Origin of the sequence: Burkholderia plantarii (assembly GCF_001411805.1) — a bacterium.
Classification (GTDB): Bacteria; Pseudomonadota; Gammaproteobacteria; order Burkholderiales; family Burkholderiaceae; genus Burkholderia; species Burkholderia plantarii.
On sequence record NZ_CP007213.1, the window covers coordinates 1449815 to 1475656 of the forward strand.

Here is a 25842-nt window from a genome sequence, read left to right on the forward strand (position 1 = left end):
CGCGAAGCCGCACCGGCCGGCACCATCGCCGCGGTTCCCGTTTCCACTTCTCTTACCGGAATTTCGTCATGGATTCGTCTGGCTCGACGGCGGCCATCGTCGTCGTGGTGTTCGCGCTGGCCGGCGTCGTGAAGGGCATGGTCGGGCTCGGGCTGCCCACCATCGCAATGGGGCTGCTGACGCTGGCGATGCCGCCGGCCGCCGCCGCGAGCCTGCTGGTCGTGCCTTCGCTCGTCACCAACGTCTGGCAGCTGGTGCGCGGCCCGGCGTTTGGCGCGCTCGCGCGACGGCTGTGGGCGCTGCTGACCGGGATCGTCGTCGGCACCTTCGCGGGCGGCCTGCCGTCGCTGGTCCACGCGGCGCCCTGGACGCGCGTCGCGCTCGGCGCCGTGGTCGCGCTGTACGGCGCCTGGGGCCTGGCCGCCGCGCGCCTGCCCGCACCGGGGCGCCGGGAGCGCTGGCTGTCGCCGCTGGTCGGCTACCTGACGGGCGCCGTGACCGCCGCCACCGGCGTGTTCGTGATCCCGGCCGTGCCGTATCTGCAGGCGCTGCGCCTCGACAAGGAGCAGCTCGTGCAGGCGCTCGGCCTGTCGTTCACGGTCTCGACGCTCGCGCTCGCCGCGCAGCTTGCATTGACGTCGGGATGGCAGCCGGTCGACGTCGGGATGTCGGCGCTCGCGCTCGTGCCGGCGCTGGTCGGGATGGCGGGCGGGACGGTGCTGCGCAAGGTGGTGGGCGAATCCACGTTCCGGCGCGTGTTCTTCGCCGGTCTCGTCGCGCTCGGGCTCTACATGGCCGTGGGATCGACGCAGGGCTGAGCGACAGTGATTCCGGTGTTCGCTCCGGGGCGTGACGGCCGTGCGTCCTGGCGGAGCGACCCGGTGAATCGTCCCGGCGATGCGTTCCCGCCAGCCGTCCTTGCCGCGCCGCCGAAAAGCCCGCATCCTTGAGCCGCGCTCGCGTGTCGCGAGCGATTTCATTTCCGGCCGGCGAGACGCCGCCCGGTGGCCGGGCCGCGATCCATGGGTTTTCAGTCGAACGTTTTGCATCTGATGCTGGCCGAGCGCCTGTCGGACGAGATCGGGCAGGGGCTCTGGGCACCGGGGCAGCGCCTGCCTTCTGTGCGTGAACTGGGCCGCAGCCACGCCGTCAGCGTGACCACGGTACTGGCCGCCTATCGCACGCTGGAAGACCGCCGCCTGATCGAGAGCCGTCCGAAGAAGGGCTATTTCGTGCGCGGCCCGGCGAGCCGGCAGACTCCTCGCAAATCCGCCATGGATGCCGCCGGGCCGGCCGCCGGCCTCACGCCCGGCCCGCTCGACCCCGATGCCTTGACGAGCATGGAAGGTCGGCCCGACGTCGTGTCGTTCGGCACCGCGCTGTGCGGCGACGCGCTGTTTCCCGTCGAGGCGCTCGCGCGGGCGATCGCCTCGACGGCGCGCCGCCACAGCGGGCTGCTGGCCGCCGTGTCGTTCTCGCCCGGCGCGCCGCGGCTGCGCGAGAGCATCGCGTCGCACGCCGCCAACTGGAACTGCCATCTCGCGCCCGACGAAGTGCTCGTCACGAACGGCTGCGTCGAGGCATTCGGCCTCTGCCTGCAGACCGTGGCGAAGCCCGGCGAGGCGGTGATCGTCGAGTCGCCCGCCTATTACGGCTATCTGTCGACGCTCGCGCAACTCGGCATGCGGCCGCTGCCGGTGCGTTTCCAGGACCGCGAGGCGGCGGCCATCGACGAGATCGAACGGCTCGCGCGCGAGCACCGGATCGGCGCGTGCCTGCTGGCGACGGCCGTCAGCAACCCGAGCGGCGCGAGCCTCGGCGACGCGACGCGCGCGGCGCTGGTCGAGCGGCTCGATGCACTGGCGATTCCGCTGATCGAGGACGCGACCTTCAGCGACCTGCACGTCGATGCGGTGCAGCGCGCCGCGAAATCGTATGACCGCTCGGGCAACGTGCTGCTGTGCAGTTCGCTGTCGAAGACGCTCGCGCCGGGGTTGCGGCTCGGCTGGGTCAGCGGCGGCCGGCATCATCGCGCGCTCGTCGAGCTGAAGCGCACCATGAGCATCGGGCAGCCGCTGGTCATCCAGGAAGCCGTCGGGCAGTTCCTGCACGGCGGCGGCTACCGGCACCATCTGCGACGTCTGCGGAGCCGATGCCGCGCGCAGGTGGACGAGACGCTCGCCCACCTGCGCGGCTGCGTGCCGCCCGGCACGTCGCTGCGCGAGCCGGACGGCGGCTATCTGCTGTGGATGGGCCTGCCGCCGGGCGTCTCGGCCGACGCACTCGCGCGGCGTGCCTACGCGCAAGGCATCGCGGTGGCGCCGGGCACGCTGTTCTCTCCCGATCGCGACTACGACGACCATCTGCGGCTCAATTGCGGCTACCCGCTCGACGAGCGCCGTCGCGTCGCGCTGACCCGGCTCGGCGAATGGATCGGCGACGCGGCTCGTTAGTCGAGCCGTCCGCGCGAACGATCGAGGTGGTCGTGCAGCGCGGGTGACTCATATGTGATGTGGAGCGCATCACGGCCGAAAGCCCAACCAGTCAAAACGAAACGTATTTCGTAGTATTTCGATTGTGCAAAGATAAGAAACAGTTAGTATTTCGTCCGTAAATTCTGACAATTCAATTTCAACATCATTCCATTTCATTTAATTGAAAATGGAACGATGGGCAATGCGCGGGTGAATGTGAGGGGTTGAATGCCAGCTGATCGATATCTGCGTCAATAAAGTGCGGCGAACAATCGATATTCATATGAGGTGGATCAAAGGACGTAGAGCTCAATCGGGCAAAACTTTCTAATTGAAAGATAACGCTGTCGGCAGAAACACTGTGAGGTGATTTTGATGTTGCTTTCTCTCGATTCCCTTCATCAACTTTCTTCCCGGCTCCGGGTGCTGCCACTCGATTCGTCGACTTGGCATCAAGCCACTCGTCCGAGCCGCGTGTCTCCATAAAAATCTGATTCGCTGCGGCCGCTGCGAAATCAGTCATATCCATTCATTCAGTATGGCTCCCTGCCGCCCCGCGGCGCGGGCGGGGCATGATATTAACGAAGAATGTTGGTGCGACCGACGCGCTCCGTTAATTTCGTGTTGACGAGAGGGTGATGATGATTTGATTCGCGTTTTGAAAATCCATTCCATGGGCTGGCTCGAGAGAGCCGATTATTATTTTTTGTTAAAAAGGGGAATACGATGAAAATCACCAAGCTGGTGACGGCACTTGGCGTGGCCGTGACATTCTACGGAATGGCGCATACGGCAAACGCAGATCCGATTTCGAAGAAGATCACGCTGACGGCACAGATCAACGACGCGATTTTCGTGTCGAAGCCCGACGGCTCGACCTGGTATGACACGGAAGAACTGAATCCGAGCGACTACAAGCAGCAAAAATTCAGTCGGTCACTGCCGGTTCGCGTCTGGACCAAGAGCAAGGACTTCAACATCTCGCTGGCCCAGCCGCTGAAGATGTCGGACGGCAATTATGAAATGCAGAACGCCGTGGTCACGCTGTCGAGCAACGTCGGCGACCTGGAAGTGAAATTCGGCGCCCAGCAGAAGATCACGCAAACCGTGGCTGGCAACGGCGGCTACGACGAAATCCACGATCTGAAGATCAACGTCGATGCGCCGAAGCAGACCGGGGACGTCAGCACCAACGGCAGCTACAGCGGCGATCTCGTCATGATGTTCGAACCGGTAGCCTCCGCCGGTCCCACTTCCTGAGTTGAAAGGCATAACTATTAAAAACTAGGCAAGGAAACTCCATGGTCATGGAGTTTCCTTGCCCATATGGTGCGCCCGTCGCGTCGGTCGCAGAAACTCTTTGACTCAACCAGCAGCGTGCTCATCGATAAACCCTCCGTTCGCTTCAGCAAGCTGTGGCTAGGCGCATTCATATTTTGGTCGTCGCACACCGTTGCCGCACCGAAAGTCATGCGTGGCGTGCAGCAGTCGGGCGATTCGGTGGAACTGATCGACGGCGCGAACTACATTGCAACCTTCAACGGGAAAATACTGCCCGGCCTGATCGGGTATTCCGTCGCGCGGGGAGGCTTTGCATTCGATGAGTCCGGCTACCTCGAAAGCGACATGTCGAGCGACGATGTCAGGAAGCTGAAGCGCATCATTTCGCATCTGGATTACCGGCGCTGCCGCAAAGGCTGTCATCTGGAGGTGAAAAGCTACCGCGTGGTGGCCGACAGGGGTGCCCGCTCGATATTCATCCGCGATCCGCACGGCGACTATCTGGCGTTGCACCGGAGTTCGCGCGCGATCGGTACGCCATGGCTGGCACGGCACGCCGTCTCCAGCGGCGACGTTCTTCCCGCCACGGATCGTGGCCGGCTGCACGCCGGGATCCTGACCACGCCCTCCGCGGGGCCGATCGGGCATCAGGATGAACCGGCGGTGCCGCTGCAGCGAGACGCACGGCGTTCGTCCGCGCACGCTGTCGGCCACGACTCGCCAATATCATCCGTTGCGTCGTTCATTGGCGTCGCCGATCCGGAAACGGGCTCACAGCGTTCGGCACCGAATCCCGGTGTCGGACTTCCGGTTTCCCGGCTGGCCGACAGGCGGGGCATCACGCAGCCGCTCCTGGCGCGAGTCGCCGCGGCGCACGGGAAGGGCAGCGCACGCTACGTCGCGACATACAACGGCAGGACGCTTCCGGGACACGTCGGCTACGACGCCGGCAAAAACGGGCTGCTCATTGATGAGGATGACTATCTAGATAGCGGCATCCCGGCGAGCGATGTCGAGATGCTGAAGCAGATCGTCTCGCAGCTCGACTACAAGCGTTGTCGCGATGGTTGCCATCTGGAGGTGAAAAGCTTTCGCATGGTGGTCGACAAGGGGGCGCGGTCGATCTTCATTCGTGATGCCCGTGGCGACTACGTCGCGTTGCACAAGAGTACCGGTGCCGTCAGGAAACGCGCGCTGGCGTCACGTGCCTCGCCGGGGGAGCCTCGCGCGACGAACGGCAACGAGCGGGTGGACAAGGCGCCTTTGCCGCCAGGCCTCGATGGTTCCCGGCGCGAGCCGATCAAGGTGGCAGTGCATCCGCACGGCGAGCCGCCGGTGCAGCGGAGCGAGGCCGTGCCCGCGCCGGGAGATCGGCTCGCACGTTCGGACGCGTCGCCGTTTGCTGACGGAGAGGCGCCGGACGAGGCGCCAGCCGCGGCCATCGCGGACGTTTCGACCGACAGGTCGCCGAAGTCGGACGCGGCGGAGCCGGCAGGCCGCGCGGGCGATCCGCTGGCGCGAGACGATGGCATGCATCGTGAACCGGCGGCTCCGGTTCGCCGGAGCGACGGGGCCGTTGCCGGAAAGGTGCCGGTCCGGGACGACGGAGCGGCGGCCGACGAGGTCGCGAGATCCGGCCGCGATGGCCATCGGCCCGACTATCGGCGGGATCGGGAAGGGTGTTACCCGGGTGTCAAAAACTGCCGCTTGATGACCCATGACGGCGCGCGGCCAATGTCCATTCGCGATTCACGGGGAGCTTACGCGGTGTCACGCCCAGCCGGGAAGGCCCGGGACGGCGCCGGCGAAGCGACGGCGGGACTGCCCGATGCGGTCGACGGCTTTCGCTCGATGAGCGGCCGCCGTCGTGTCGTCGCTGAAACCGTCGTGCCGCAGGTTCGGGACGCGCAACTTGTGGATCGCGATTCGGATGTGCGCGACGCGAGGTCGTTACCGACTCGAGGAATCGAGTTGGACAGGCAGGCGAGATCCGGCTCGGCAGAACCTTCCCGGCTCATCGAGATCGCCGGGGCCGGGGCGGGGGTGGGTGCGGACGCTGGCGCACGGCGTGGTCAGCTCGCCGATCCCGATTCGCGCTCGCCCGAACCCGTACCGGAAACGTCGCATGAAAACGACCCGGTGGAGAAGGCGAAGCCGGTGTTGCCGGAAGAGGGTCGCCCTGCCGTCGCCAAGACGCGCGCACCGGACAGCGAGCTTGCCGATCCCGGCTTGCACCTTCACGACGGGACACAAACGCTGCACGAAAGCGGAGCGATCGATGAAGCGACGCCTGCCTCCGTGGATATGGCTCGCCCCGACGCGGCGAAGCCGGACACCGGCGCCCTCGCGCAGTTCGGCCAGGCCGCCGAACCGCACGCGCTGCCAGAGCGCGCATCCGACCCGGCGCCCGCATCGGCCGATGAACCGGAATCCGGAACAGCAGCTTCGGCGCACGCTTATCCCGCTACCTTTCGTGCCGAATCGGAATCCGCTGCGAAGTCTTCGATGCGGGCGGACGAGGGTGACGCTGCGGCCACGGTCACGAGAGGCTTGAAAGTCTCCTATGGCGTGCCGGAGGGATTCAGCGCCGCCGAACTCGACGACAGCGCGAGTTATGTCTCGACCTTCAACGGCAGGACGCTGCCGGGGCTCGTCAGCTATTCGCAGACGCGCGGCATGCTGACGTTTGACGAAAAGGCCTATCTGGAAAACGGCATTTCCCGCGAGGACATCGGCGCTCTCAAGCAGGTATTCTCGCACCTGAACTACAAGCAGTGCCGCAAAGGCTGCGACGTGACGATCGCGAACTATCACGTGACCGTCGACAAGCTGGCCCGGTCGATCGCCGTTCGCGACGCGCGCAACGATTACATCGCGCCGCCCACCGGCTTCGGCCTCGTCAACAACCAGACGGTGGATCTGCGGGCCGCCACCGATGGCTATCGCGCCTTCAACGTCACCGGCGGCACATGGGTCGGAATGCCGTCGCAAAGCTTCGGTTTCCTGAGCTGGTACGTGAACGAAACGCACTCGCGCCAGTACAGCAGCAGCAACCGTGGGCTGTCGTCGTACTACCTGCAGAAGAACTTCGCGAGCACCTATATCCGGGCGGGGCGCCAGAGCAGCCTCGACTATTCGTCGAACGCCGTCAGCACGCTGATTTCGCCGAGCTTCGACCAGTTCGTGACGTTCGGCAGCCAGTCGCATCTCGACGTCAACGACAAGGCCGGCTCGCTGATCCTCTATGCGAACGCGGACGGCAACTACGAGTTCTACCGCGACGGCCGGCTGGTCCTGAAGCGGCCGGCCGCCATCGGGCGCAACCAGATCAGTTACGCCGATCTGCCCGGCGGCTATTACTCGATCGAAGTGCGGCTCGTCGACCGCAACGGCAATATCGTCAGCCGTGAAATCCACGAGATCAACAATCTCAACTTCGGCGGCCCGAACAGCGGCAACGCGTGGCACGTGACGGCCGGCAAGGACATGTACACCGGCGGCTATCTGGTCGAAGGCGCCATGAGCCGCAACCTGAAGCAGTTCTATCTGAACAGCTCGATCCTGGTCGGGCAGAGCGGCAGGTGGGCGGCGGAAATCAACATGACACGCCCCACGCGGATCGCCGGTTTCGACATCGCGCCGACGCTGGGCGTCCTGAGCGGCGAACGCAGTTTCGGCGGCTACGCGAACGTATCGGTGTCGCACGACCGCTTCGGCAGCCTGACCATGAGCCGTTATCAGAATACCAACGTCTCGCGCTTCTACCACGGGCAGCCGAGCACGGCGCTGTCGTACAGCCGCGTGATTCGCAAGGCCACGTTCAGCTACAACTATCAACAGTCCAATTTCGGCCGATCCCACCAGGCCGAAGTGCGCTGGAACTACCGCCCCAACGGGTTGTGGGCGACGTTCGCGCTCGGGCTGCAGAAGGGCGGCTTCCAGCGCGGCGGCAACGGCTACGGCGTGTATTTCAACATGACCGTCACGCTTGACAGGGTGCAGGGAAGCTTCGGCGCGGCGCATTCGAGCGGGCAGACCCAGCTCAATGCAGATGTGAGGAAGGACTTCCAGGACAACTTCGGCACGTCGACGGTGGGCTTCAATGCCAACCGCACCGGCAACGACTATGGCATCAACGTTTACGGCAACCGCTCCGGCACGCGCGGCGACGTGTCGCTGAACGTGGGCAACACGCGCGCGGCCACCAACGTCGATTTCAACTATCGCGGCACGGTGGCGGCCAGCAAGGCCGGCATCGCGCTCGGGCGCTACAGCCCGAGCGGCACCGCCATGCTGCTGAGCACACCGAAGATTGGCGACATGCATTACGGCTTCAACGTCGAGGGCAGCCCGGTGGCGGGCAACAGCCGATACGCGGTGCCGTTGAACGCCTATGCCGACGTGTCGTTTGCGCGCGTGTTCAGCAACAGCCACGATCTCGACATGAACATCGAAGTCCCCGCCAACATCGTGCGGGCGCATCCGGGGCAAGTCTATTCGGCGAAGGCCAAGGTCGACATCAACATGATCTACAGCGGTTTTCTCACCGATGCGGCCGGCAAGCCGCTCAGCGGAAGGATCGTCGAGACGGAGGACCGGGTCTACCGGAACGGCCTGTTCTCGATCGTCAGCAAGAAGGTGTTGTCGAACATCACGATCGAAACTGACGGCGGCGAGCAATATCGATGTGATCTCAAGAAGGCGCAGGGCAGCTATTTCCGTTGTGAAAGGTACCAACCGATCGTGAATGCAAAGGCAGGTGAATGAACAAGCTATTGAAGGGTTGCGCGCTGGCCGGCGTGCTGATGGGCGTGGCCGCGGCTGCGCGGGCTGAAGGCCAGCTGATGGTGATGCCGGCCACCACCAAGGTCTACCACTCGCACGATCAGCAGGTCTCGGCGAAGAACATGGGCGACGGGCCGTTGTATCTGAAGATTTCCGTGCTGAAGGTGACCAATCCGGGGCTGGTTCCGGAGAACAAGGTGGCGCTCGGCGACCTCGAGCATCCCGGGATCATCGCGAGCCCCGACAAGCTGACGCTCGGGCCGGGCCAGATGCGGGACATCGTGCTCAAGTCGCTGTTCGTGCCGAAACAGGAGGAACTGTATCGCCTGTACATCGTGCCGGTGCGGTCGCTGAAAGTCGATGCGGCGCCCGCGAACAAGATCACCGTGCCGCTGGCCGTCGCGATCGGTTACGGCGTGCTGGTCAGGCACATGCCGCCGCCGGGCATGCAGCGTCACGGATGGACGCATCGCTGCGAAGGCGGCGGCATGACGCTGGAAAACACCGGCAACGTGCGCGAGGTGTTCACGCACGTCGTCCAGGACGGCGCCAGCTCGGCGGAGACGATCGCGGTGTTCCCGGGCACGCCGCAACACTTCGCGACGAAGCGCATGTCGCTCGACATCGACGGCAAATCGATGAAGCTGGCATGCCCGTGAGCGTTCGCCGGCAGCGGGCGGTCTGGCTGGTGGTCGCGGCGTTTCATTGCGCGAACGGCTGGGGCGCGGGCGTCCTGAAGCTGTCCCGCACGGAGCTGGTGATGAAGCCGGGCGAGCCGACCCCGGAGCTGTGGGTCGAAAACACCGGCGATACGCCGTTGTTCCTGTCCATGGAGCAACAACTGGTCACCAATCCCGGCGCCACGCCGGAGCAGCGGGTCCCGATCGGGGAAACCCGGCATCCGGCGTTGCTGGTGCAGCCCGGGCGCCTCGTGCTGTCGCCGGGACAGAAATACCGGATGACCTTGACGGTGCTCGATGTTCCCGCGCGGCCGCAAGTCTGGCGCCTGACGTTTCGGCCTCGCGAGCGCGTCGAGGTGCATGGCGAGGGGGGCCGGCCCATCACGTCGCCGCTGTTCATCAACGTGGGGTACGGCGTCGTGGTGTATCAAATGCCCGGCGGAGCCGGAAAGGCCGGCGATTGATGTTCGTCGCGGGCGCGCGGCCGGGTGTCCGCGATGATCGATTCGAGGTGAATCATGGTGAAGTTTCTTTGCGTGCTTGTCTGGATACTGGTTTCGACGCTGGCATCCGCGCAGAACATCGTGGTGGTCGGCAAGAACACCAGCAAGATCACGGCCCGGGTCGTCCACACGAACAACCTGATCGTGACCGACGACCAGGGCGGCTGGTTCGACAACGGACTCAAGATGATGCAACTGGGCGGCTGGACCACGCCGTATGAGGTGCAGGCGCGGCTGAAGGTTGTGTCCACCACCGGCATGTTCCAGGTCCGGCTCGATTCGCCATTGGTGATCGCGCATCAATCGAAGCCGTCGCTGGTGTTCCGGAATCCCGCCGTCAAGCTTGGCAACGAAGGCGAGACGCCGAAACTGCTTGCGGTGGGAAGCAACACACAGTTCCGGAACCCGATGCCGTCGACGCAAGGCGTGGATTCCGTCGGGTACTACGAGCTCGATGTGGCGGCTTATCCGCCGGAGGGGACGTTGGAGGAGGTCGGGGGGACGTATAGCGGCGTGCTGTCGATGATTTTCGAACCGGTGATCGACATGCCGAAATCATGAAGCCGCCTCGCAAAGTCATTCATTGTACGGCCGTGTCGCGGTGAACGGACGAGAGCGAAGGTCGATCCCGAAGCCGAGGTGGACATGTCCAGAGATGGTGTGAACGCGAGGCCCGCTGCCGCGTGGGCCGTCCTGATCGCAGCCTGCTGCGGGGTTGCGAAACCGGCGCAGGCGGCGATCGACGTGCTTCCGAAAGTGGTGGAGGTGGAGCAGAGCGGCAAGCCGGTGAAGATCGTCAACCGCGGCCACGACGTGGAGTACGTCAGCATTTCGCTGTCGCGTTTGCTGAATCCCGGCGTCCCGCTCGAAGAGGAACGCCTGCAGTCGATCGGCGATACCGAGCATCCCGCGCTTTATGCCTATCCATTCCATTTGACGCTGGCGCCGGGGCAGAGCAAGAGCGTGTCGCTGAAGCCGCTGGCTCCGGTCGACCGGGAAACGGACTACCGCCTGCGCGTCAAGCCGGAGGTGAGGCTGCTGGGCGGCGAACGCCGCGAGATCGCGGGCGGTGTCGTCGTGAAGCTCGGCTTCAGCGTTCTGGTACGCCAATTGCCGGCGAAGCCGCGAGAGAAAATCTCGGTCGAGTGCGACGCGACCGGGGCGCGATTCACCGCGACGGGAAACGTGCGCTATCGGGTGAGCGGGGTGAAGGTCGACGGGAGCGTGCTGCCCGACTTCAACGTCTACCCTGGCACGCCGATCCATCGGGCCGGCCGGTCGATAGCGGTGCCCGACGCCGGCACGTGCGAGACGAAGGAAAATCTGCCGCCGCGCTCCGGCCGGTAAGGCACCACCACGGCGACGGGGTTGCCGCGCAGCGCCTGCCGCGTGAACACGTCGACCAGGAACAGCGCGGCGTCGACGGCGCTCATGCGGCCCACTCCCGCGCGAGATCGACGAGCACGGCCGCCGCGTGCTCGCAGCCCTCGCGCGTCACGTCGAGATGCGTCGTCACGCGGATTCGCACGGCATCGAGCGCCCGCACGCGCACGCCGCGCGCCAGCGCCCGCGCGGCGAACGCCGGCGCGTCGAGGCGCAGCTGCCGCACGCCGAACAGCACGATGTTGGTCTGCGGCGGGTCGGTTTCGAGCAGGAAGTGCGGGCTTGGCGCGAGCCGCGCGGCGATCAGCGCCGCGTTCGCGTGATCGTCGGCGAGCCGCTCCACGTGATGGTCGAGCGCATGCAGCGCGGCGGCGGCCAGCACGCCCGACTGGCGCATCGCGCCGCCGAGCCGGTATTTCCAGGTCCACGCGTCGCGCACGAACGCGGCGCTGCCGGCCAGCACGGCGCCCACCGGGCAGCCGAGACCCTTGCTGAAGTCGAGCCAGGCGCTGTCCCAGCCGAGCGTGTAGTCGGCCGGCGCGATGCCGGTGGCCGCCGTGGCGTTGAGCAGGCGCGCGCCGTCGATGTGGGCGATCAGGCCGGCCTCGCGCGCCACGTCGCGCACGGCTCGCAGCGTGTCGAGCGGCCAGACCGCGCCGCCGCTGAAGTTGGTGGTCTGCTCGATCGATACCATCGCCGAGCGCGGCGCGGTGCGCGACGGCGCGCGAATCGCGGCGCGGCATTGCTCGGCCGTGAAGATGCCGTCGCGCGTGGCGAGCGGCGCGATCGCCACGCCGGCGATGGCTGCGGCGCCGGCGCCCTCGGTCGCGCAGATGTGCGCGCCGGCGTCGGCGATCAGCTCATCGCCGCGGCGCGTATGGACCAGCGTGGCGACCAGGTTGCACATGGTGCCGGACGGCATGAACACGGCGGCCTCGTAGCCGAGCAGCGCGGCCGTGCGCGCGCAGAGCGCCTCGGTGGTGGGATCGTCGCCGGCCTGTTCGTCGCCGACGGGCGCGGCCGCCATGGCCGCGCGCATCGCGGCGGTGGGGCGCGTCTGCGTATCGCTGTAGAGATCGATCATCGGGGGCTCGTCGGAATGCTCAGCGGGTCTCGGGGAGGCCAGAAATGCCAGGAGGGCCGAACGCTTCGGCGCCGGCGTCGAACGGTGCGTAGAGCGGATCGTCGGCGCTGCTGTCGTGGCCGTCGCTGAAGCGGGCCGGCGTGAGCGCGCGGCGGTTCACGCGCAGCTCGAACACGTCGAAGCGATTGTAATAGCCGACCACGTCCTGGAACTGCTTCGGCACCACGCAGCGGGCGAGATCGATGTCGGCGTAGACGATGCCTTCGTCGTCGCGCAGCACGTCGCTGATCACGCGGCCGTCCGGGCCGAAGATCATCGACACGCTCTTCGGCGATTCCTCCAGCAGGCGCCGCGCGCGCGCGTCGTCGCGCGCGATCAGGTCGATCGCCTCGGGCGGCAGGAAGCCCGAGGCGACGATGTTGAACAGCTTGCCCTCGAACGCATGGGCACCGGCGCGCAGCCGGATCGCGGCCTCCAGGTCGTAGCCGCCCTCGCCGGGCGGGTGGGTCGGCCAGCGCGGCGAGAACGACGAGACGTGGACGTTCTCGCCCTGCGCGAGCAGCGCGAAGCGCGCCAGCGAATTGGTGTTCTCGCCGCAGACCAGCGCGCCGATGCGGCCGATCGGCGTGTCCACCACGCGCAGGCCGCTGCCGTCGCCGTTCGCCCAGGTCAGCTTCTCCCAGTAGGTCGGCACGAGCTTGCGATGGCGGTTCAGCAGCCGGCCGTCCTGGCCGATCAGCAGGTTGGTGTCCCAGACGCAGCCGGGGCTCACCGGCGTCCCCTCGTTGATGCCGATCGAGATGATCACGCCGTGGCGCCGCGCGGCCTCCTGCAGGCGGCGCACCTCGGGGCCGGGCACCGCGATCGCGCTCGACGCGAGCCGGTGGAAGAACTCGTGGACGTCCACCGGCGCATAGACGCCGGACCAGACCGGGAACGCGCTGACGAAGGCCTCGGGGAACGCCACCAGCGCGGCGCCGTGCGCGGCCGCCTCGGCGATCAGCGCGCAGGCCTTGTCGATGGTGCGGGGCGTGTCGAAGTAGCAGGGCGCGACGTGGCAGGCCGCGGCGCGAAAAGCCGGATAGAAGGTCATGGCGGGCAAAGGTGACGGAACGGGGCCATTTTCGGGCGCCGTTCGCGCGCTGTCGATGCACAGAGCCCGGCGAAAACGCTGGAACAGCCGCGCCTCGCGGCGTCGGCCCGGCGCGCGCCTAGGGATTGCGCGGCGCGCCCTCGGTCAGGAACGCCACGAAGTCACGCGTGTACTTCGGCAGTGCCGAGAAATCGCGCGCGCACAGCACGAGCCGCCGGTGCGCCCAGGCGTCGGTCAGCTCCACGGTGGCGAGGCGCATGGTGGCCAGCGCGCGATGCGCCGCGTGCCGCGACACCACACCGATCCCCACGCCGCTCTCGATCACGCGGCAGATCGCATCGAAGCTGCGCAGCTGCGCGCGATAGGCGAGGCGCTTGCCGAACGCCCTGGCCTGTTCTGCCAGATGCGCGTGCAGCGCGCTGCCGTCGGTCAGGCCGACGAACTCGGCGCCGACGATCTCGCCGAACGACACCGAGGCGCGCGCGGCCAGCGGATCGGTCGCCGCGGCCACCACCAGCAGCCAGTCCTCGCGAAACGGCAGCTGTTCGAGGCCGTCGAGCCCGACCGAATCGGCGACGATGCCCACCTCGGCGGCGCGCGCGCGGATCGCGTGGACGATCTCCCCGCTCGAACGCTCCTCGAGGCTGATCGAGATGCCCGGATGTCGCGGCAGATACTCGGCCAGCGCGTCGGGCAGGTATTCGCTGAGCGAGGCGGTGTTGCAGAGCAGGCGGATGCGCGCGCGCAGCCCGTCGCCGAACTGCTGCAGCTCGCCGTGCATCTGCTCGATCTGCTGCAGCACGACACGCGCGTGATGTTCGAGCGAGCGGCCCGCGTCGGTCGGCTGCGTGCCGGTTTTCGTGCGATGCAGCAGCGGCACGCCGAGCGTGTCCTCCATGCCGCGGATTCGCTCGCTCGCCGATTGCAGCGTGATGTGGGTGCGTTCGGCGCCGGCCGTGATGCTGCCGGCGTGGCAGACGTTCAGGAAGAGGCGCAGGTCGGTGAGGTCGAATCGCATGATCGGTTCCGTGGCGGCGTGAAGGCGTGAATGGCGACGGGCGGCGTGGCCGGCAATGTAGCAGCCGCGCGCGCGGCGCGTCTCAGGGATTGCCTGAGGCCGGATTCGCCGGTTCCGGATGGTGGCCGCGCACGCGGCCGCGCATGATGGGTGCCGGGGCCGAACGGTTCGCCGCGCGAGCGCGGCGGCCACGGCATCCGTCAATCACGCACCAGGAGGCGGCAATGCGGGACGATCCCGGCTGGTCCCTGTCGTTCAGGCTCGCGCTGCATGTCGTGTTCCTGTGCGTCGGCCTCGCGCTGGCATGGACGACGCTGCTTGAGCGGTTTGGCTGGGCGACTTGAATGAGCGGCTCGACTGAATGCGCCGCGTCTGCTTGCGGCCGACCGGATAGTCGACGCCGTCCGGCCCGCGGAACTCGAGGTGCGGCGTGTCCGACGGCAGGTGAAACACGTCGCCCGGGCGGTAGACGGTGGCGCCGGCCACGCGCGGCGTGATCCCGCCGGCGACGATCGGCGCCTTCGCCCCGAACGGCCGCGCGAGCCCGGCCAGCGTGCCGGGCTCGCGCCTGACGGCAGCGGGCGCGGCGAAGCCTTCGCGGGCGAGCGCGGCGACGAACGTGGCGTGGTCCATGGCGGGCTCCTCGATGCCGGACGTGGGGAGACCGGCTGTCGCAACGATACCGCTTGCTGGCCGCGGCGTCTCGCGGGTAGGCGGCGCGCCGGCGCGGAGTTTTTGTCATCGTTGCTTGCATCCGGTTACAGGTGCGCGCGGCCAATTTTGAGAAGCTTGGCGGCCTGTGCGCAGACACCCGAATCGGACATGAACGACAACGACGACATCGCATCACGAGGATCGCGCGGCCCCGCCTGGTGCGCCGTGCTCGCGGCCGCCTGCCTGACGGCCGGCTGCGCCACCGACAGGCAGCCGCTGCCGCCGGGCGATACGCTGGCGGGTGCCACGGCCGCCATGCCGCCGGGCGGCGGGCCGACGGCGCTGCCCACGGCCGGCCCGGGCGCGAGCAACGCGCAGCAGATCGTGCGCGCGACGCGCCGCCATGCGCAGCGCGTCGCGCTCGCGTGGCCCGCCGACGGCCCCGTGGTCGCCGATTTCCAGCCCGGCCGCAACCGCGGCATCGAGATCGCCGTGCGCTCGGGCGAGCCGGTGCGCGCGGCTGCCGACGGCCGCGTGATGTACGCGGGCACCGGCCTCAACGACTACGGTTCGCTCGTGATCGTCCAGCACAGCGCCGATTTCCTCACCGCCTACGCACGCAGCGACCGCCTGCTCGTGAAGACGGGCGACATCGTCCGGCAGGGCGAACCGATCGCCGAGGCGGGCGCGCCGGACCGAGCGCGCGACGCGGCCGTCTGGTTCGAGGTGCGTCGCGACGGCAAGCCCGTCGATCCGGTCGATTACCTGCCGGCGCGGCAGGGCTGATGCGGAAGGCGTGCGGGAGCGTGCTCGACGCGACGGCCTGGCGGGCGACGCGAGCCTGGGTGCCGGCCCGGTTCGGCGCGTGAGTGCGCGTGAGTGCGCGGCGCGGGTTCGTGGCGTTTGACCGATCCGCACCCGACGCGATGGCGTGCCGGATGGCGCGGGCCCGGGCGCCGGCCTGGCTCGGCGCACGGGTTCATCGCGTGGGTCCGCGGCGCTTGACCAATCCGCGCCGCGGCGTGCCCCCGGCTTGACATCGTCCGCCCGGCGCAGTGATGCTGTCTGTCGATTCCCGACCTCGCTCCTTCCCGATCCGCCATGGCCCATTCCCCGCTTCGCCGCTCCCTGTTGCTCGCCGCCGCGTCGGCCCCCGTGCTGGCCGCCTGCGCGTCGCCGCGTGGCGGCCCGCCCGCCGTCGAGGCGGGCCGCCGGCAGCTCGCGGCGCTCGACGGGTCGTTCACCGACGGACGCATCGGCGTGGCCGCGCTCGATACCGGCAGCGGCGCGCGCCTGCTGCATCGCGCCGACGAGCGCTTCGCGTTCTGCAGCACGTTCAAGACGATCCTCGTCTCGGCCGTGCTGACGCGCGCGGCCGGCGATCCGCGCCTGCTGTCGAGCGTGATCCGCTATCGCGCGCAGGATCTGGTGCGCTATTCGCCGGTCAGTGAAAAGCATGTGGATACCGGCATGAGCGTCGCGGGGCTCTGCGCCGCCGCGTTGCAGTACAGCGACAACTCGGCCGCGAACCTGCTGATCCGGATGGTGGGCGGCCCGGCCGCGGTGACCGCCTACGCGCGTTCGATCGGCGACCGCCGGTTCCGGCTCGATCGCATCGAAACCGAACTGAACGACGCGGTGCCCGGCGACGAGCGCGACACCACCACGCCCGCCGCGATGCTCGATACGCTGCGGCGCGTCACGCTCGGCGACGCGCTCGACGCGTCCGGTCGCGCCCGGCTGATCAGCTGGATGCTCGGCAATACGACCGGCGACGCGCGGATTCGCGCGGGCGTGCCGGCCGGCTGGCGCGTGGCCGACAAGACCGGCAGCGGCGACTACGGCAGCGCGAACGACGTCGCCGTGATCTATCCGCCGCGGCGCGCGCCGATCGTGCTGGTGGTGTACACCACGCGCGATCGCAAGGACGCGGAGTACGACAACGCCGCGATCGCCTCGGCCGCGCGGATCGTGACGGCGGCGTTCGGCTGAGGCGGCCTGGTTCCGGGCGATGGCGCGGACGGCAGGGACATGGCGCGGGCGCTTCCGGAGTACGTTCCGGCCGCGTTCCGTCGCCCGGGTGACGGCTAGCCCGGATTCCGCCCGCCCGCCGCCCGCTGCCCGCTGCCCGCCGCTGGCCGCTGGCCGCTGGCCGCCCGCCGCTGGTCCGGCCGCTGGCGCGAACCCCGCTCCGGCGGCGGCTCGCCTTATGTTTTCGGATCGCTTATCGTGACGCCTGACACGCCGGCGTCCGCATCCGCATCAGTATCCCGCCGGCGCCTTCGCTTCCCGTTCTCCCGCGCTCCGCACCTCGTCGCCATGCATCGTCTGCCGCCGCTCAACGCCCTGCACGTATTCGTCACGGTCGCGCGCCATCTGAACTTCACGCGCGCGGCCGACGCGCTGTGCCTCACGCAGGGCGCGGTCAGCCGGCAGATCCAGTCGCTCGAGGCGCACTACGGCTTCCCGCTGTTCGTGCGGCGCGCGAAGGGGCTCGCGCTGACGCCGGAGGGCGAGCAACTGCTGCCCGTGGTGGCCGACAGTTTCGCGCGCATCGACGAGGTCTCGCGGCGCCTCACGCGCGAGCGCACCGATCTCGCGCTGAAGGTGCCCACCTGCGTGATGCGCTGGATCCTGCCGAAGGTCATGCAGTTCCAGGCCGAGCATCCCGACCTGCACGTGCAGATGACCACCGCCTGGCGGCACGACGTCGATTTCGCGACCGAGCCGTTCGACGCGGCGATCGTCTACGGCGGCGCGGGCGGCCCGGAGATCTACACGGTGCCGCTGTTCGACGAGCGGCTCACGCCCGTGTGCGCGCCGGAGCTGCTGGCGGACCGGCCGCTTGCCTCGGGTGCCGATCTGGCGCGCCACACGCTGCTGCACCCCACGCGCGACCATCGCGACTGGCGGCAATGGCTCGCCCACGCGGGCATCGACGGCGTCGACGCGGCGCGCGGGCCGAGCTTCGACACGCTCGACCTGGCGACCAACGCGGCGATGCAGGGCTTCGGCGTGGCGATCGGCGACGTGACGCTGGTGGCCGAGGACGTGGCCGCGCGGCGCCTGGCACGGCCGTTCGACGCGGTACTGGCCACCGGCGCGCGCTACGCGTTCGTCTGCCCGGCGCGCAACGCGGCGCAGCCGAAGCTCGGCGTGTTCGGCGCGTGGCTCGCCGCGCATCGCGATTGAACGGGCCGGCCGGCCCCGCCGATCAGCGGGCCCGCGGCTGCCACGAGCGGCGCAGCGCGCATGAATCGGTCGTGATGGCAGAGGTCGTGCGGCGGTCACCATGCCGGCAATCCGGCAATCCGGCAATCAGGCGGACCGCCGGGCGCCGGCGAGGCCGTCCATGCCTACGGATTACTCCGTCTCGTCGAGGTAGTCGTCGGCGTTTCCCGTCCAGAGCGGCATGCGCGGGAATACCGCGCTGGCTGCCAGCGCCGTGTTTTCGGACGACTGGGCGCCGATGACCAGCGCGAACAGCTGGCCGGCGCCACCTGTATAGGTGGCCGATGCCTGCCAGCGCCAGGCGATTTCACCGAGCGCCACCCAAACCCCGCCGGTCGGCTTGAACATCACGTACAGATGGTAGGTTTCGTCGATACGGACGCTTTGCTTGACCAACATCGGCCCGCTGCCGCCCAGCAGACTCGAAGGCGTATCGTCGGTGGTCAGGGTATGGGTTGCGGCGCCGGCCGCCGTGTCGAACGGCCCGTCGCATTCCTCGCCATCGCACTCGAACGGGTAGATGAATTCCCGATCGACGACTTCGCCCGGCGAGACGCCATCGGGAAGGGCCGCGCCATCCGCCGCCGTGCCGGGACGATTGACCCGGAAGGTCTGGGTCATGCACAGCTTTCCCTGCCAGGCAAAGCCGGCCGGCAGGTTGACGGTGGCGGTCGCGGCAATGCCGGGTCTTTGCAGTGCCGTATTGCCGAATGAAAGCGTGCAAACGCTGCTCGCCGGATCGCCTGGAACGCGCAACGGCGCCAGGATCTGGCTGACGCCGGTTTGGGCGGAATAGTGCGCGAGCGCGGGGCTCGCCACGGTCACGGCGATCGTGGTGGTGGCCGCTTGCCCGTTGACGTCGGCGGTCACGACGATCGTCACCGCACCCGACGTCGCCCAATAAAACGTGGCCTGGCCGGCACCCGCGGCGAACGGCGTGACCGCGCCGGCGGTATCGGTCGCCGTGTAATTGCCGACGATGGCGCCGGCGGGCGTGACGTCGAACGACAGCCCGGTGATATTGGCCCCGGGCGTGTTCGGAGAACTGACCGTCCAGGTTTCGCGGCCGCCGATGACCGCCGGATAACCATCGGCCACCGGGCCGGCAAGCCCCTGGACAGCCAGGGCTGGAACGACCGCCGCCGCCGGCGGCGACGCCTGGGCTGCGGGTTGCGCCGCCGCCTGGGCCGCCGGTTGAGCCTGCGCTACCAACGGCGTATGACAGAACGGGCACTCACCCGGAGAGGCGCTGGTATACGTGCAAAACGGGGCATTCTTGCAGACATACATGAGATCACCTCGGTGAATCCGGAATGGGCGGACTGGATTGCTTGAGGCGAGTCTATCGAGTCGAGGCAGGCGGAACTTGAACAAATCGACGAATCTGCTCGCGGGTGCTGCGAATGCGATGTCGGCAGGGAGAACCGGCGAGCCACGCCGGAAAATCCGGCACGGATACGGGAGAAGACGAACGCCGCCGCCGTCAGGCGACGGCAGCGGACCGGGCTCAGGTGCCGCGCTTGCGCACCGCGCCGACGATCACGAGCAGCACGATCGCGCCGATGATCGAGGCGACCCAGCCCGCCCCCTGGCCCGGCTGGTACCAGCCGGCCATGCGGCCCACGTAGCCGGCCACCACCGAGCCGGCGATGCCGAGCACGATCGTCATCACGATGCCCATGCCGTCGTCGCCGGGTTTCAGCGCGCGCGCGAGCAGGCCGACGACGAGACCGACCACCAGGGTTTCGAGGAGATGAATCATGAGCGCTCCTTGCGGGTTGGATCGAAACGGGTGAAATACATTCGCATGGACCGGCCGACGCGCGCACAGTTCGGCAGCAGCACCCGTGCCTGCCCAGGCTCGGCGGCCGGGCGCGTCCGGCCTGGACTCACGCCGATGCCAGGCCGCCGTCGCCACCCGCGGCTTCGCCGCGCCGGTAGCCGCCCGTGGCCGCCAGCAGCGCGCGCGTGTAGTCGCTCGTCACGCGCGCGGCGCGCAGGTCCTCGATCGCGAGCTGCTCGACGATGCCGCCGTGCCGCATCACGGCGAGCCGCTCGCAGAGGAAGCCGACCACGGCGAGATGATGGCTGACCAGCAGCATCGTCAGCCCGCGCTCGCGATGCAGGCGGCTCAGCAGGTTCAGGATGCCGGCCTGCACCGACACGTCGAGCGCCGAGGTCGGCTCGTCGAGCAGCAGCACGCGCGGCTCGACGATCAGCGCGCGCGCGATCGCCACGCGCTGCCGCTGGCCGCCCGAGAGCTGGTGCGGGTAGCGGAACCGGAACGCGGCGTCGAGCCCGACCTCGGCCAGCGCGCGCGGGATGCGCGTGTCGGCGCCGGCGATGCCGTGGATCGCGAGCGGCTCGCGCAGCGTTTCGTCCACGGTGAAGCGCGGATGCAGCGACGCGTAGGGATCCTGGAACACCATCTGCACGTCGCGACGGAACGCGCGGTCGAGCTTGCCCCGCACGGGCCGGCCGTCGATCGCGAGCGTGCCGGCCGCCGCCGGCACGAGGCCGGTCAGCGCGCGCAGCAGCGTCGATTTGCCGGAACCCGATTCGCCGACCAGCCCGAACGCGGCGCCGCGCGCCACCGCGAAGCTGGCCTCGCGCACCGCGTCCACGTGGCCCGCGCGCGTCGCGAAGCGCACCGACACGGCACGCACGTCGATCATCGGCGCGGCGGCGGTCCCGATGTCGGCGGCATCGTCGGGCATGGCGGCGCGCGCGGCCTCGCGGGCCGGCTCGGAGCGGGCCGTCATGACGCCTCCCCGAGCCAGGCCGGATCGAACGCGACCACCGGCAGTTCGTCGGGCGGCGCGACGAGCGGCGGGCTCGCGCCGAGCAGCGCGCGCGTGTACGGATGTCGCGCGTGAACCAGGTCGCGCGCCGCGCAGGTCTCCACCACGCGGCCCGCCACCATCACGGCCACGCGGTCGCAGAACGACATCACGAGCGGCAGGTCGTGGCTGATCAGGATCAGCCCGGTGCCGTGGCGCGCGATCATCGCGTCGAGCACGGCCAGCACCTGCAGCGACACGGCCACGTCGAGCGCCGAGGTGGGCTCGTCGGCGATCAGCAGGCGCGGCCCGGTGGACACCATCATCGCGATCATCACGCGCTGGCCCATGCCGCCCGACAGCTCGTGCGGATAGGCGTCGGCCACGCGCGCGGGCGCGTCGATGCCGACCGCCGCGAGCGCCTCGACGATCCGCCCGCGCAGCGCGCGGCCGCGCAGGCCCGGCTCGCGCAGCCGGAACGCCTCGGCCATCTGGCGCGCCACCGTCATCACCGGGTTCAGCGAATACTTCGGGTCCTGCAGGATCATCGCGATCTCGGCGCCGCACAGACGCCGCCGCTCGCCGGCGCGCATCGCCAGCAGGTCGCGGCCGGCGAAACGCAGCCCGCGCGCGCTCCATTGCGCGGCCTGCGGCAGCAGCCCGAGCAGCGCGCGGCCGGTCAGCGATTTGCCCGAGCCCGATTCGCCGACGATGCCGAGCCGCTCGCCCGGCGCGAGCGTGAGCGAGAGGTCGCGCACGGCGTCGATGAGCGTGCCGTCGTGGCCGCGAAAGCCGATCCGCAGGCCGTCGATCTCGACCAGCGGTGCCGCCTCGCCCGGCGGCGGCGTGGTGCGTGGCGGTGCGTTCATCTCAGGCTCCATGGCGCGGGTCGAGCACGTCGCGCAGCCCGTCGCCGAGCAGGTTGAAGGCGAGGCTCACGAGCAGGATCGCGATGCCGGGCAGCGTCGCCACCCACCACGCGTCGAGCAGCACGCCGCGGCCCGAGGCCACCATGAAGCCCCATTCGGGGCTCGGCGGCTGCGCGCCGAGGCCGAGGAAGCCGAGCCCGGCCACGGTCAGGATGATGCCGGCCATGTCGAGCGTGGCGCGCACGATCACCGACGACAGGCAGAGCGGCACGATGTAGCGCCGCAGGATGCGCCAGCCCGAGGCGCCCTGCAGGCGCGCGGCGTGGATGAAATCGGCCTGCGCGATGCGGATCGTCTCGGCGCGCGCGAGGCGCGCGTAGGCGGGCCACGCGGTGATCGAGATCGCCACCACGGCGTTCACCACGCCGGGGCCGAGCGCGGCCGCGAAGGCGAGCGCCAGCACGATCTTCGGGAACGCCAGCGCGATGTCGGTCAGGCGCATCAGCACGCTGTCGACGAAGCCGCCCGCGTAGCCGGCGGTGGTGCCGATCAGCACGCCGATCGGCACCACGATCGCCACCACCAGGATCGCGATGCCGAGCGTGATGCGCGAGCCGCCGATCAGGCGCGAGCCGATGTCGCGGCCGAGCTGGTCGGTGCCGAGCCAGTGCGAGGGCGTGCCGGGCGGCAGCAGCCGGTCGCCCAGCACCTGCGCGAGCGGGTCGTGAGGCATCAGCAGCGGCGCGGCCAGCGCCACCAGGATCAGCGCGGCGAGGATCGCGAGGCCGAGCAGGTTCAGCGGATTGCGCGCGAAACGGCGCCAGCGGCGCCAGGCGAGGCCGAGCGAGGCCTGCAGGCGCGAGGCGGGCGTATCGGTGAGCAGCCACGCGCGCCGCGTGGGGCGGCCGGGCGGCTTGATGGAGCCGGGAGAGGCGGGGGGCTGGGTCATCGGCGATTCGGGCAGGGCAAGGGCGGCACGGGCGGCATGAGCGAGAAGAGCGAGGAGGGCGGCGGGGTGCGCATGCCGTTCATCGCGCGCGCGGATCGAACACGCGATAGAGCGCGTCGGTTAGCAGGTTGAGCGTGATGAACATCGCGCCGATCACGAGCGTGGCGCCGAGCACCGCGTTCATGTCGGCGTTGAGCAGCGCGCCCGTCAGGTACGAGCCGATGCCGGGCCACGCGAACACGATCTCGGTCAGCACCGAGCCTTCGAGCAGGTTGCTGTAGGTCAGCGCGATCACCGTCAGCAGCGGCACGGCGATGTTGCCGAACGCGTGGCGCCAGATCACGAGGCGCTCCGGCACGCCCTTGGCGCGCGCGGTCACGATGTATTCCTGGCTCAGCTGGTCGAGCATGAACGAGCGCGTCATGCGGCTCAGGTAGGCCACCGAGTAGTAGCCGAGGATCGCGGCCGGCAGCGCGACGTGCGAGAGCGCGTTGCGGAACACGTCCCACTCGCCGGCCAGCGCCGCGTCGATCAGCAGGCTGCCGGTGCGGGCGTCCACCATGCCGTCGTAGGCCGCGTCGATGCGGCCCGGGCCGCCCACCCAGTGCAGCTTCGCGTAGAACAGCAGCAGCCCCATCAGGCCGAGCCAGAACACCGGCACCGAGCTGCCGATCAGGCCGACGAAGCGGGCGAGGTGATCGACCGGCCCGTTGTGGCGCACCGCGGCGGCCACGCCGAGCGGCACGCCGACGCCGATCCCGATCAGCGTGGCGAGCGTGGCCAGTTCGAGCGTGGCGGGGAACACGCGCAGGATGTCGTCGCGCACCGGGTTGGCGGTCAGCAGCGAGATGCCGAGGTCGCCGTGCAGCACGGCGCGCACGTAGATCAGGAACTGTTCGGCGAGCGACCGGTCGAGGCCGAGCGCCGCGCGTTCGGCCGCGTAGGCGGCGGCCGAGGCGCGATCGCCGAGCACCGCCAGCACCGGATCGATCGGCACCTTGCGGCCGATCACGAAGGTCAGCGCGAGCAGCCCGGCGAACGTGACGGCCAGCGTCAGCAGCCAGCGCGCGAGGCGCAGCAGCCGGCGCACGAGCGGCCGGCGCGCCGGCAGCGTGCGCGGCGCGTCGAGCCGCGAAACGGAAGCGGGCCCGGCGGCGGAACGTGAATCGGGCCGTGAATCGGGTGATGAAGCGGGGGACGGCATCGGGGCGGCGGTCTCCGGGTCGGGACGGGTTCGAACGGGGCGGCGGCGATCGGGGCCGCGACGTCAGGATCGGCGCATTGTCACTTCTTCAGCTTGCGGTACGACACGAGATCGTTGATCGGGCCGACCTCGAGGCCGCTCACGCCGGGCGCGGTCGCCACCTGCGCGACCTTCTCGAACAGGATCACGAACGGCGAGTTCGCCAGCAGCGCCTTCTGCATCGCCTGGTAGCGCTTCGCGCGCTCGGCCGTGGACGGCTCCACCAGCGCCGCGTCGGTCTGCTGCGTCAGCGCCGGGATGTTCCAGGCGTTGCGCCAGGCGAGCATCCTGTAGCTGGAGCCGTCCGAGTTGTCCGGGTTCCAGGCGAAGCCCTGCGCGTTGCTGTGCGGGTCGATGTAGTCCGCCGACCATTCGCCGATGTAGATGTCGTGCTGCCGCGCGCGGTACTTCGCGAGCGTCTGCTTGTTGTCGCCGGGGATCAGCGTGAGCTTCACGCCGGCCAGCGCGAAATTCGCCTGGATCGCCTGCGCGATGTCGGTGTACGGATAATCGTTGCGCACGTCCATCGTCACGGCGAAACCGTTCGGCACGCCGGCCTTCGCGAGCAGCGCCTTCGCCCGGGCCACGTCGAGATGGTACGGGTTCGCGTTCAGCGTGCCAAGGAATCCTTCGGGCAGGAAGGTCTGGTGGACGGCGTAGGTGGTCTTCACCACGTGCTGCTGGATGCCCGCGTAATCGACCAGCCACTTCAGCGCCTCCTGCACCTCGGTTTTGGCCAGCGTCGGGTTCCGGGTGTTCAGGCCGAGGTAGAGCAGCGTGGCCTGCGGCGAGGCCGCGACCTTCGCCTTGCCGTTCTTCACCACGGCGGCCAGGTCGTCGGGGCTCAGGTCGCGCGCGGCGTCGACGTCGCCGTTCTCCAGCATCAGCCGCTGGGTGGCGGCCTCGGGCACGTGGCGCAGCACGATCCGGCGGATCGCGAGCGGCAGCCGGTAGCCGTCGTCGCGCTGCAGCACGAGGCTGTCGCCGGCGGTCCACTTGACGAGCCGGTAGCCGCCCGAGCCGGCCTCGTGGGTCTTGAGCCAGCCGTTGCCGTAGTCGTCGCCCTGCTGGTGCGAGAGCAGCAGCTTGCTGTCGACGATCGAGGCGGGCCAGGCGCCGAGCACGTTCAGCACGAAGGTGCTGGCGTAGCGGCGGTCGGTGCGGATCGTGACCTCGTGCTCGCCGGCCTTCGTCACGTTCTGCGCGACGTTGGCCTTCGTCAGCCCGATGCCGGCCAGCACCGCGGCCGGCCCCTTGTCGAGCAGCACCGCGCGCCGGATCGACCAGACCACGTCGTCGGCCGTGAGCGGGTTGCCCGAGTGGAACTTCAGGCCGTCGCGCAGGCGGAACGTGAAGCGCGTGCCGTCGGCGCTCACGCTCCACGACTGCGCCACGTCGCCGTCGAACTTCGACGGGTCGGCGAGGTTCACGCGCACCAGCCGGTCGTAGACGTTGGCCACGTATTCCTCGGGCATCAGCTCGTAGATCTCGGCCGGGTCGAGCGTCGAGAATTCGTCGAGCAGCGTGGCCATCACGAAGATGTCCTTCGGCGTGGCGGCGAGCGCGCGGCCGGCGGGCAGCGCGGCCAGCGCCAGGCAGCCGGTGGTGGCGAGCGCTGCGAAGGCGGCGGCGAGCGGGGGTCTCCAGGGCTTCATGCGCACTCCATCGGTGGCGAATCGGCAGGGGGTGGCGGGATCGCCCGCGACGGCGGAGCGCGGCACGCGCATCGTCGCTTGTCACGGGCGTGCCGTATTAAAGCAGACAATCGGCGGCTATCTAAGTCCGTCAAAATTCGGCATGCTTGCGCGGCGCGGC

General features: G+C 68.9%; 23 protein-coding genes. 11 read left to right on the top strand and 12 right to left on the bottom strand.

The window, feature by feature from the left end:
- The first annotated feature begins 68 nt into the window (after nucleotides 1–68).
- Together bpln_RS23485 and bpln_RS23490 are read left to right on the top strand one after the other, a co-directional pair.
- A complete protein-coding gene (locus bpln_RS23485) occupies nucleotides 69–818 on the top strand; it encodes a sulfite exporter TauE/SafE family protein (RefSeq protein WP_055140148.1) in 750 nt (249 codons plus the stop codon).
- A 204-nt stretch (nucleotides 819–1022) separates the two neighbouring features.
- The gene (locus bpln_RS23490) at nucleotides 1023–2453 is read left to right on the top strand and encodes an aminotransferase-like domain-containing protein (RefSeq protein WP_063891366.1); all 1431 of its coding nucleotides are present in this window, start codon (nucleotides 1023–1025) and stop codon (nucleotides 2451–2453) included.
- A gap of 184 nt (nucleotides 2454–2637) precedes the next feature.
- On the opposite strand, the gene bpln_RS36020 is transcribed toward bpln_RS23490, so the two are convergent.
- Entirely contained in the window at nucleotides 2638–2997 is a 360-nt protein-coding gene (locus bpln_RS36020; RefSeq protein ID WP_148654142.1) for a hypothetical protein, read from the bottom strand.
- Nucleotides 2998–3200: 203 nt separating this feature from the next.
- Between bpln_RS36020 and bpln_RS23495 the strand changes: the two genes are divergently transcribed.
- The 6 genes from bpln_RS23495 to bpln_RS23520 all read left to right on the top strand — a co-directional run bounded on the left by bpln_RS23495 (nucleotide 3201) and on the right by bpln_RS23520 (nucleotide 11070).
- Nucleotides 3201–3734 (top strand): CS1 type fimbrial major subunit, encoded by a 534-nt coding sequence (locus bpln_RS23495; RefSeq protein ID WP_055140150.1) that lies wholly within the window; start codon nucleotides 3201–3203, stop codon nucleotides 3732–3734.
- Nucleotides 3735–3800: 66 nt separating this feature from the next.
- On the top strand, nucleotides 3801–8522 hold the full coding sequence (locus tag bpln_RS37920) for a TcfC E-set like domain-containing protein (RefSeq protein WP_244131873.1): 4722 nt from the start codon (nucleotides 3801–3803) through the stop codon (nucleotides 8520–8522).
- Complete coding sequence (locus tag bpln_RS23505; protein ID WP_055140151.1) at nucleotides 8519–9199, top strand: hypothetical protein; 681 nt, start codon at nucleotides 8519–8521, stop codon at nucleotides 9197–9199. The genes bpln_RS37920 and bpln_RS23505 overlap by 4 nt, the downstream gene beginning before the upstream one ends.
- Nucleotides 9190–9684, top strand: a complete 495-nt coding sequence (locus bpln_RS23510) for a hypothetical protein (RefSeq protein ID WP_042627659.1) — start codon at nucleotides 9190–9192, stop codon at nucleotides 9682–9684. The genes bpln_RS23505 and bpln_RS23510 overlap by 10 nt, the downstream gene beginning before the upstream one ends.
- Before the next feature lie 54 nt (nucleotides 9685–9738).
- Nucleotides 9739–10284 carry a hypothetical protein gene (locus bpln_RS23515; protein WP_042627660.1) on the top strand — a complete coding sequence of 182 codons (546 nt, stop codon included), beginning with the start codon at nucleotides 9739–9741 and terminating at the stop codon, nucleotides 10282–10284.
- An 84-nt stretch (nucleotides 10285–10368) separates the two neighbouring features.
- Nucleotides 10369–11070: a hypothetical protein gene (locus tag bpln_RS23520; protein WP_226993769.1), complete on the top strand. Its 702-nt coding sequence runs from the start codon at nucleotides 10369–10371 to the stop codon at nucleotides 11068–11070.
- A gap of 82 nt (nucleotides 11071–11152) precedes the next feature.
- Here the strand turns inward: bpln_RS23520 and bpln_RS23525 are convergent, their stop codons facing one another.
- The 4 genes from bpln_RS23525 to bpln_RS23540 form a co-directional block, all read right to left on the bottom strand.
- Nucleotides 11153–12190, bottom strand: coding sequence for a threonine aldolase family protein (locus bpln_RS23525; RefSeq protein ID WP_055140152.1), 1038 nt, complete (start codon nucleotides 12188–12190; stop codon nucleotides 11153–11155).
- Nucleotides 12191–12209: 19 nt separating this feature from the next.
- On the bottom strand, nucleotides 12210–13283 hold the full coding sequence (locus bpln_RS23530; RefSeq protein WP_055140153.1) for a carbon-nitrogen hydrolase family protein: 1074 nt from the start codon (nucleotides 13281–13283) through the stop codon (nucleotides 12210–12212).
- 118 nt (nucleotides 13284–13401) lie between these two features.
- Nucleotides 13402–14301 carry a LysR substrate-binding domain-containing protein gene (locus bpln_RS23535; RefSeq protein WP_042627663.1) on the bottom strand — a complete coding sequence of 300 codons (900 nt, stop codon included), beginning with the start codon at nucleotides 14299–14301 and terminating at the stop codon, nucleotides 13402–13404.
- A gap of 255 nt (nucleotides 14302–14556) precedes the next feature.
- Nucleotides 14557–14934: a hypothetical protein gene (locus tag bpln_RS23540; RefSeq protein ID WP_244131871.1), complete on the bottom strand. Its 378-nt coding sequence runs from the start codon at nucleotides 14932–14934 to the stop codon at nucleotides 14557–14559.
- Between the two features lie 189 nt (nucleotides 14935–15123).
- Between bpln_RS23540 and bpln_RS23545 the strand changes: the two genes are divergently transcribed.
- From bpln_RS23545 to bpln_RS23555, 3 genes are all read left to right on the top strand, one after another.
- Nucleotides 15124–15741, top strand: coding sequence for a murein hydrolase activator EnvC family protein (locus bpln_RS23545; RefSeq protein WP_055140154.1), 618 nt, complete (start codon nucleotides 15124–15126; stop codon nucleotides 15739–15741).
- Nucleotides 15742–16056: 315 nt separating this feature from the next.
- Complete coding sequence (gene bla / locus bpln_RS23550) at nucleotides 16057–16947, top strand: class A beta-lactamase (protein ID WP_055140155.1); 891 nt, start codon at nucleotides 16057–16059, stop codon at nucleotides 16945–16947.
- A 327-nt stretch (nucleotides 16948–17274) separates the two neighbouring features.
- Nucleotides 17275–18147 carry a LysR substrate-binding domain-containing protein gene (locus tag bpln_RS23555; RefSeq protein ID WP_055140156.1) on the top strand — a complete coding sequence of 291 codons (873 nt, stop codon included), beginning with the start codon at nucleotides 17275–17277 and terminating at the stop codon, nucleotides 18145–18147.
- 171 nt (nucleotides 18148–18318) lie between these two features.
- Here the strand turns inward: bpln_RS23555 and bpln_RS38205 are convergent, their stop codons facing one another.
- From bpln_RS38205 to bpln_RS23590, 7 genes are all read right to left on the bottom strand, one after another.
- Nucleotides 18319–19476, bottom strand: coding sequence for a hypothetical protein (locus tag bpln_RS38205; protein WP_148654143.1), 1158 nt, complete (start codon nucleotides 19474–19476; stop codon nucleotides 18319–18321).
- Between the two features lie 217 nt (nucleotides 19477–19693).
- Nucleotides 19694–19948 carry a GlsB/YeaQ/YmgE family stress response membrane protein gene (locus bpln_RS23565; RefSeq protein WP_042627668.1) on the bottom strand — a complete coding sequence of 85 codons (255 nt, stop codon included), beginning with the start codon at nucleotides 19946–19948 and terminating at the stop codon, nucleotides 19694–19696.
- A gap of 127 nt (nucleotides 19949–20075) precedes the next feature.
- Entirely contained in the window at nucleotides 20076–20861 is a 786-nt protein-coding gene (locus tag bpln_RS23570) for an ABC transporter ATP-binding protein (RefSeq protein WP_162492391.1), read from the bottom strand.
- An 83-nt stretch (nucleotides 20862–20944) separates the two neighbouring features.
- Nucleotides 20945–21835, bottom strand: coding sequence for an ABC transporter ATP-binding protein (locus bpln_RS23575; protein ID WP_055140158.1), 891 nt, complete (start codon nucleotides 21833–21835; stop codon nucleotides 20945–20947).
- 1 nt (nucleotide 21836) lies between these two features.
- Nucleotides 21837–22784 carry an ABC transporter permease gene (locus bpln_RS23580; RefSeq protein ID WP_055140159.1) on the bottom strand — a complete coding sequence of 316 codons (948 nt, stop codon included), beginning with the start codon at nucleotides 22782–22784 and terminating at the stop codon, nucleotides 21837–21839.
- A gap of 79 nt (nucleotides 22785–22863) precedes the next feature.
- The gene (locus tag bpln_RS23585) at nucleotides 22864–23988 is read right to left on the bottom strand and encodes an ABC transporter permease (protein WP_244131869.1); all 1125 of its coding nucleotides are present in this window, start codon (nucleotides 23986–23988) and stop codon (nucleotides 22864–22866) included.
- Nucleotides 23989–24068: 80 nt separating this feature from the next.
- A complete protein-coding gene (locus tag bpln_RS23590; RefSeq protein ID WP_055140160.1) occupies nucleotides 24069–25682 on the bottom strand; it encodes an ABC transporter substrate-binding protein in 1614 nt (537 codons plus the stop codon).
- Between the last annotated feature and the right edge of the window lie 160 nt (nucleotides 25683–25842).

Bases quoted from the DNA above. Each gene is read 5' to 3' on its own strand.
- bpln_RS23555 (WP_055140156.1), top strand. From the start codon at position 17,275: ATGCATCGTCTGCCGCCGCTCAACGCCCTGCACGTATTCGTCACGGTC.
- bpln_RS23575 (WP_055140158.1), bottom strand. From the start codon at position 21,835: ATGAACGCACCGCCACGCACCACGCCGCCGCCGGGCGAGGCGGCACCG.
- bpln_RS23545 (WP_055140154.1), top strand. From the start codon at position 15,124: ATGAACGACAACGACGACATCGCATCACGAGGATCGCGCGGCCCCGCC.
- bpln_RS23485 (WP_055140148.1), top strand. From the start codon at position 69: ATGGATTCGTCTGGCTCGACGGCGGCCATCGTCGTCGTGGTGTTCGCG.
- bpln_RS23495 (WP_055140150.1), top strand. From the start codon at position 3,201: ATGAAAATCACCAAGCTGGTGACGGCACTTGGCGTGGCCGTGACATTC.
- bpln_RS23525 (WP_055140152.1), bottom strand. From the start codon at position 12,190: ATGATCGATCTCTACAGCGATACGCAGACGCGCCCCACCGCCGCGATG.
- bpln_RS23540 (WP_244131871.1), bottom strand. From the start codon at position 14,934: ATGGACCACGCCACGTTCGTCGCCGCGCTCGCCCGCGAAGGCTTCGCC.
- bpln_RS23490 (WP_063891366.1), top strand. From the start codon at position 1,023: ATGGGTTTTCAGTCGAACGTTTTGCATCTGATGCTGGCCGAGCGCCTG.
- bla (WP_055140155.1), top strand. From the start codon at position 16,057: ATGGCCCATTCCCCGCTTCGCCGCTCCCTGTTGCTCGCCGCCGCGTCG.
- bpln_RS36020 (WP_148654142.1), bottom strand. From the start codon at position 2,997: ATGACTGATTTCGCAGCGGCCGCAGCGAATCAGATTTTTATGGAGACA.
- bpln_RS23520 (WP_226993769.1), top strand. From the start codon at position 10,369: ATGTCCAGAGATGGTGTGAACGCGAGGCCCGCTGCCGCGTGGGCCGTC.
- bpln_RS23585 (WP_244131869.1), bottom strand. From the start codon at position 23,988: ATGCCGTCCCCCGCTTCATCACCCGATTCACGGCCCGATTCACGTTCC.
- bpln_RS38205 (WP_148654143.1), bottom strand. From the start codon at position 19,476: ATGTATGTCTGCAAGAATGCCCCGTTTTGCACGTATACCAGCGCCTCT.
- bpln_RS23580 (WP_055140159.1), bottom strand. From the start codon at position 22,784: ATGACCCAGCCCCCCGCCTCTCCCGGCTCCATCAAGCCGCCCGGCCGC.
- bpln_RS23570 (WP_162492391.1), bottom strand. From the start codon at position 20,861: ATGATCGACGTGCGTGCCGTGTCGGTGCGCTTCGCGACGCGCGCGGGC.
- bpln_RS23590 (WP_055140160.1), bottom strand. From the start codon at position 25,682: ATGAAGCCCTGGAGACCCCCGCTCGCCGCCGCCTTCGCAGCGCTCGCC.
- bpln_RS23510 (WP_042627659.1), top strand. From the start codon at position 9,190: ATGCCCGTGAGCGTTCGCCGGCAGCGGGCGGTCTGGCTGGTGGTCGCG.
- bpln_RS23535 (WP_042627663.1), bottom strand. From the start codon at position 14,301: ATGCGATTCGACCTCACCGACCTGCGCCTCTTCCTGAACGTCTGCCAC.
- bpln_RS23515 (WP_042627660.1), top strand. From the start codon at position 9,739: ATGGTGAAGTTTCTTTGCGTGCTTGTCTGGATACTGGTTTCGACGCTG.
- bpln_RS37920 (WP_244131873.1), top strand. From the start codon at position 3,801: ATGGTGCGCCCGTCGCGTCGGTCGCAGAAACTCTTTGACTCAACCAGC.
- bpln_RS23505 (WP_055140151.1), top strand. From the start codon at position 8,519: ATGAACAAGCTATTGAAGGGTTGCGCGCTGGCCGGCGTGCTGATGGGC.
- bpln_RS23565 (WP_042627668.1), bottom strand. From the start codon at position 19,948: ATGATTCATCTCCTCGAAACCCTGGTGGTCGGTCTCGTCGTCGGCCTG.
- bpln_RS23530 (WP_055140153.1), bottom strand. From the start codon at position 13,283: ATGACCTTCTATCCGGCTTTTCGCGCCGCGGCCTGCCACGTCGCGCCC.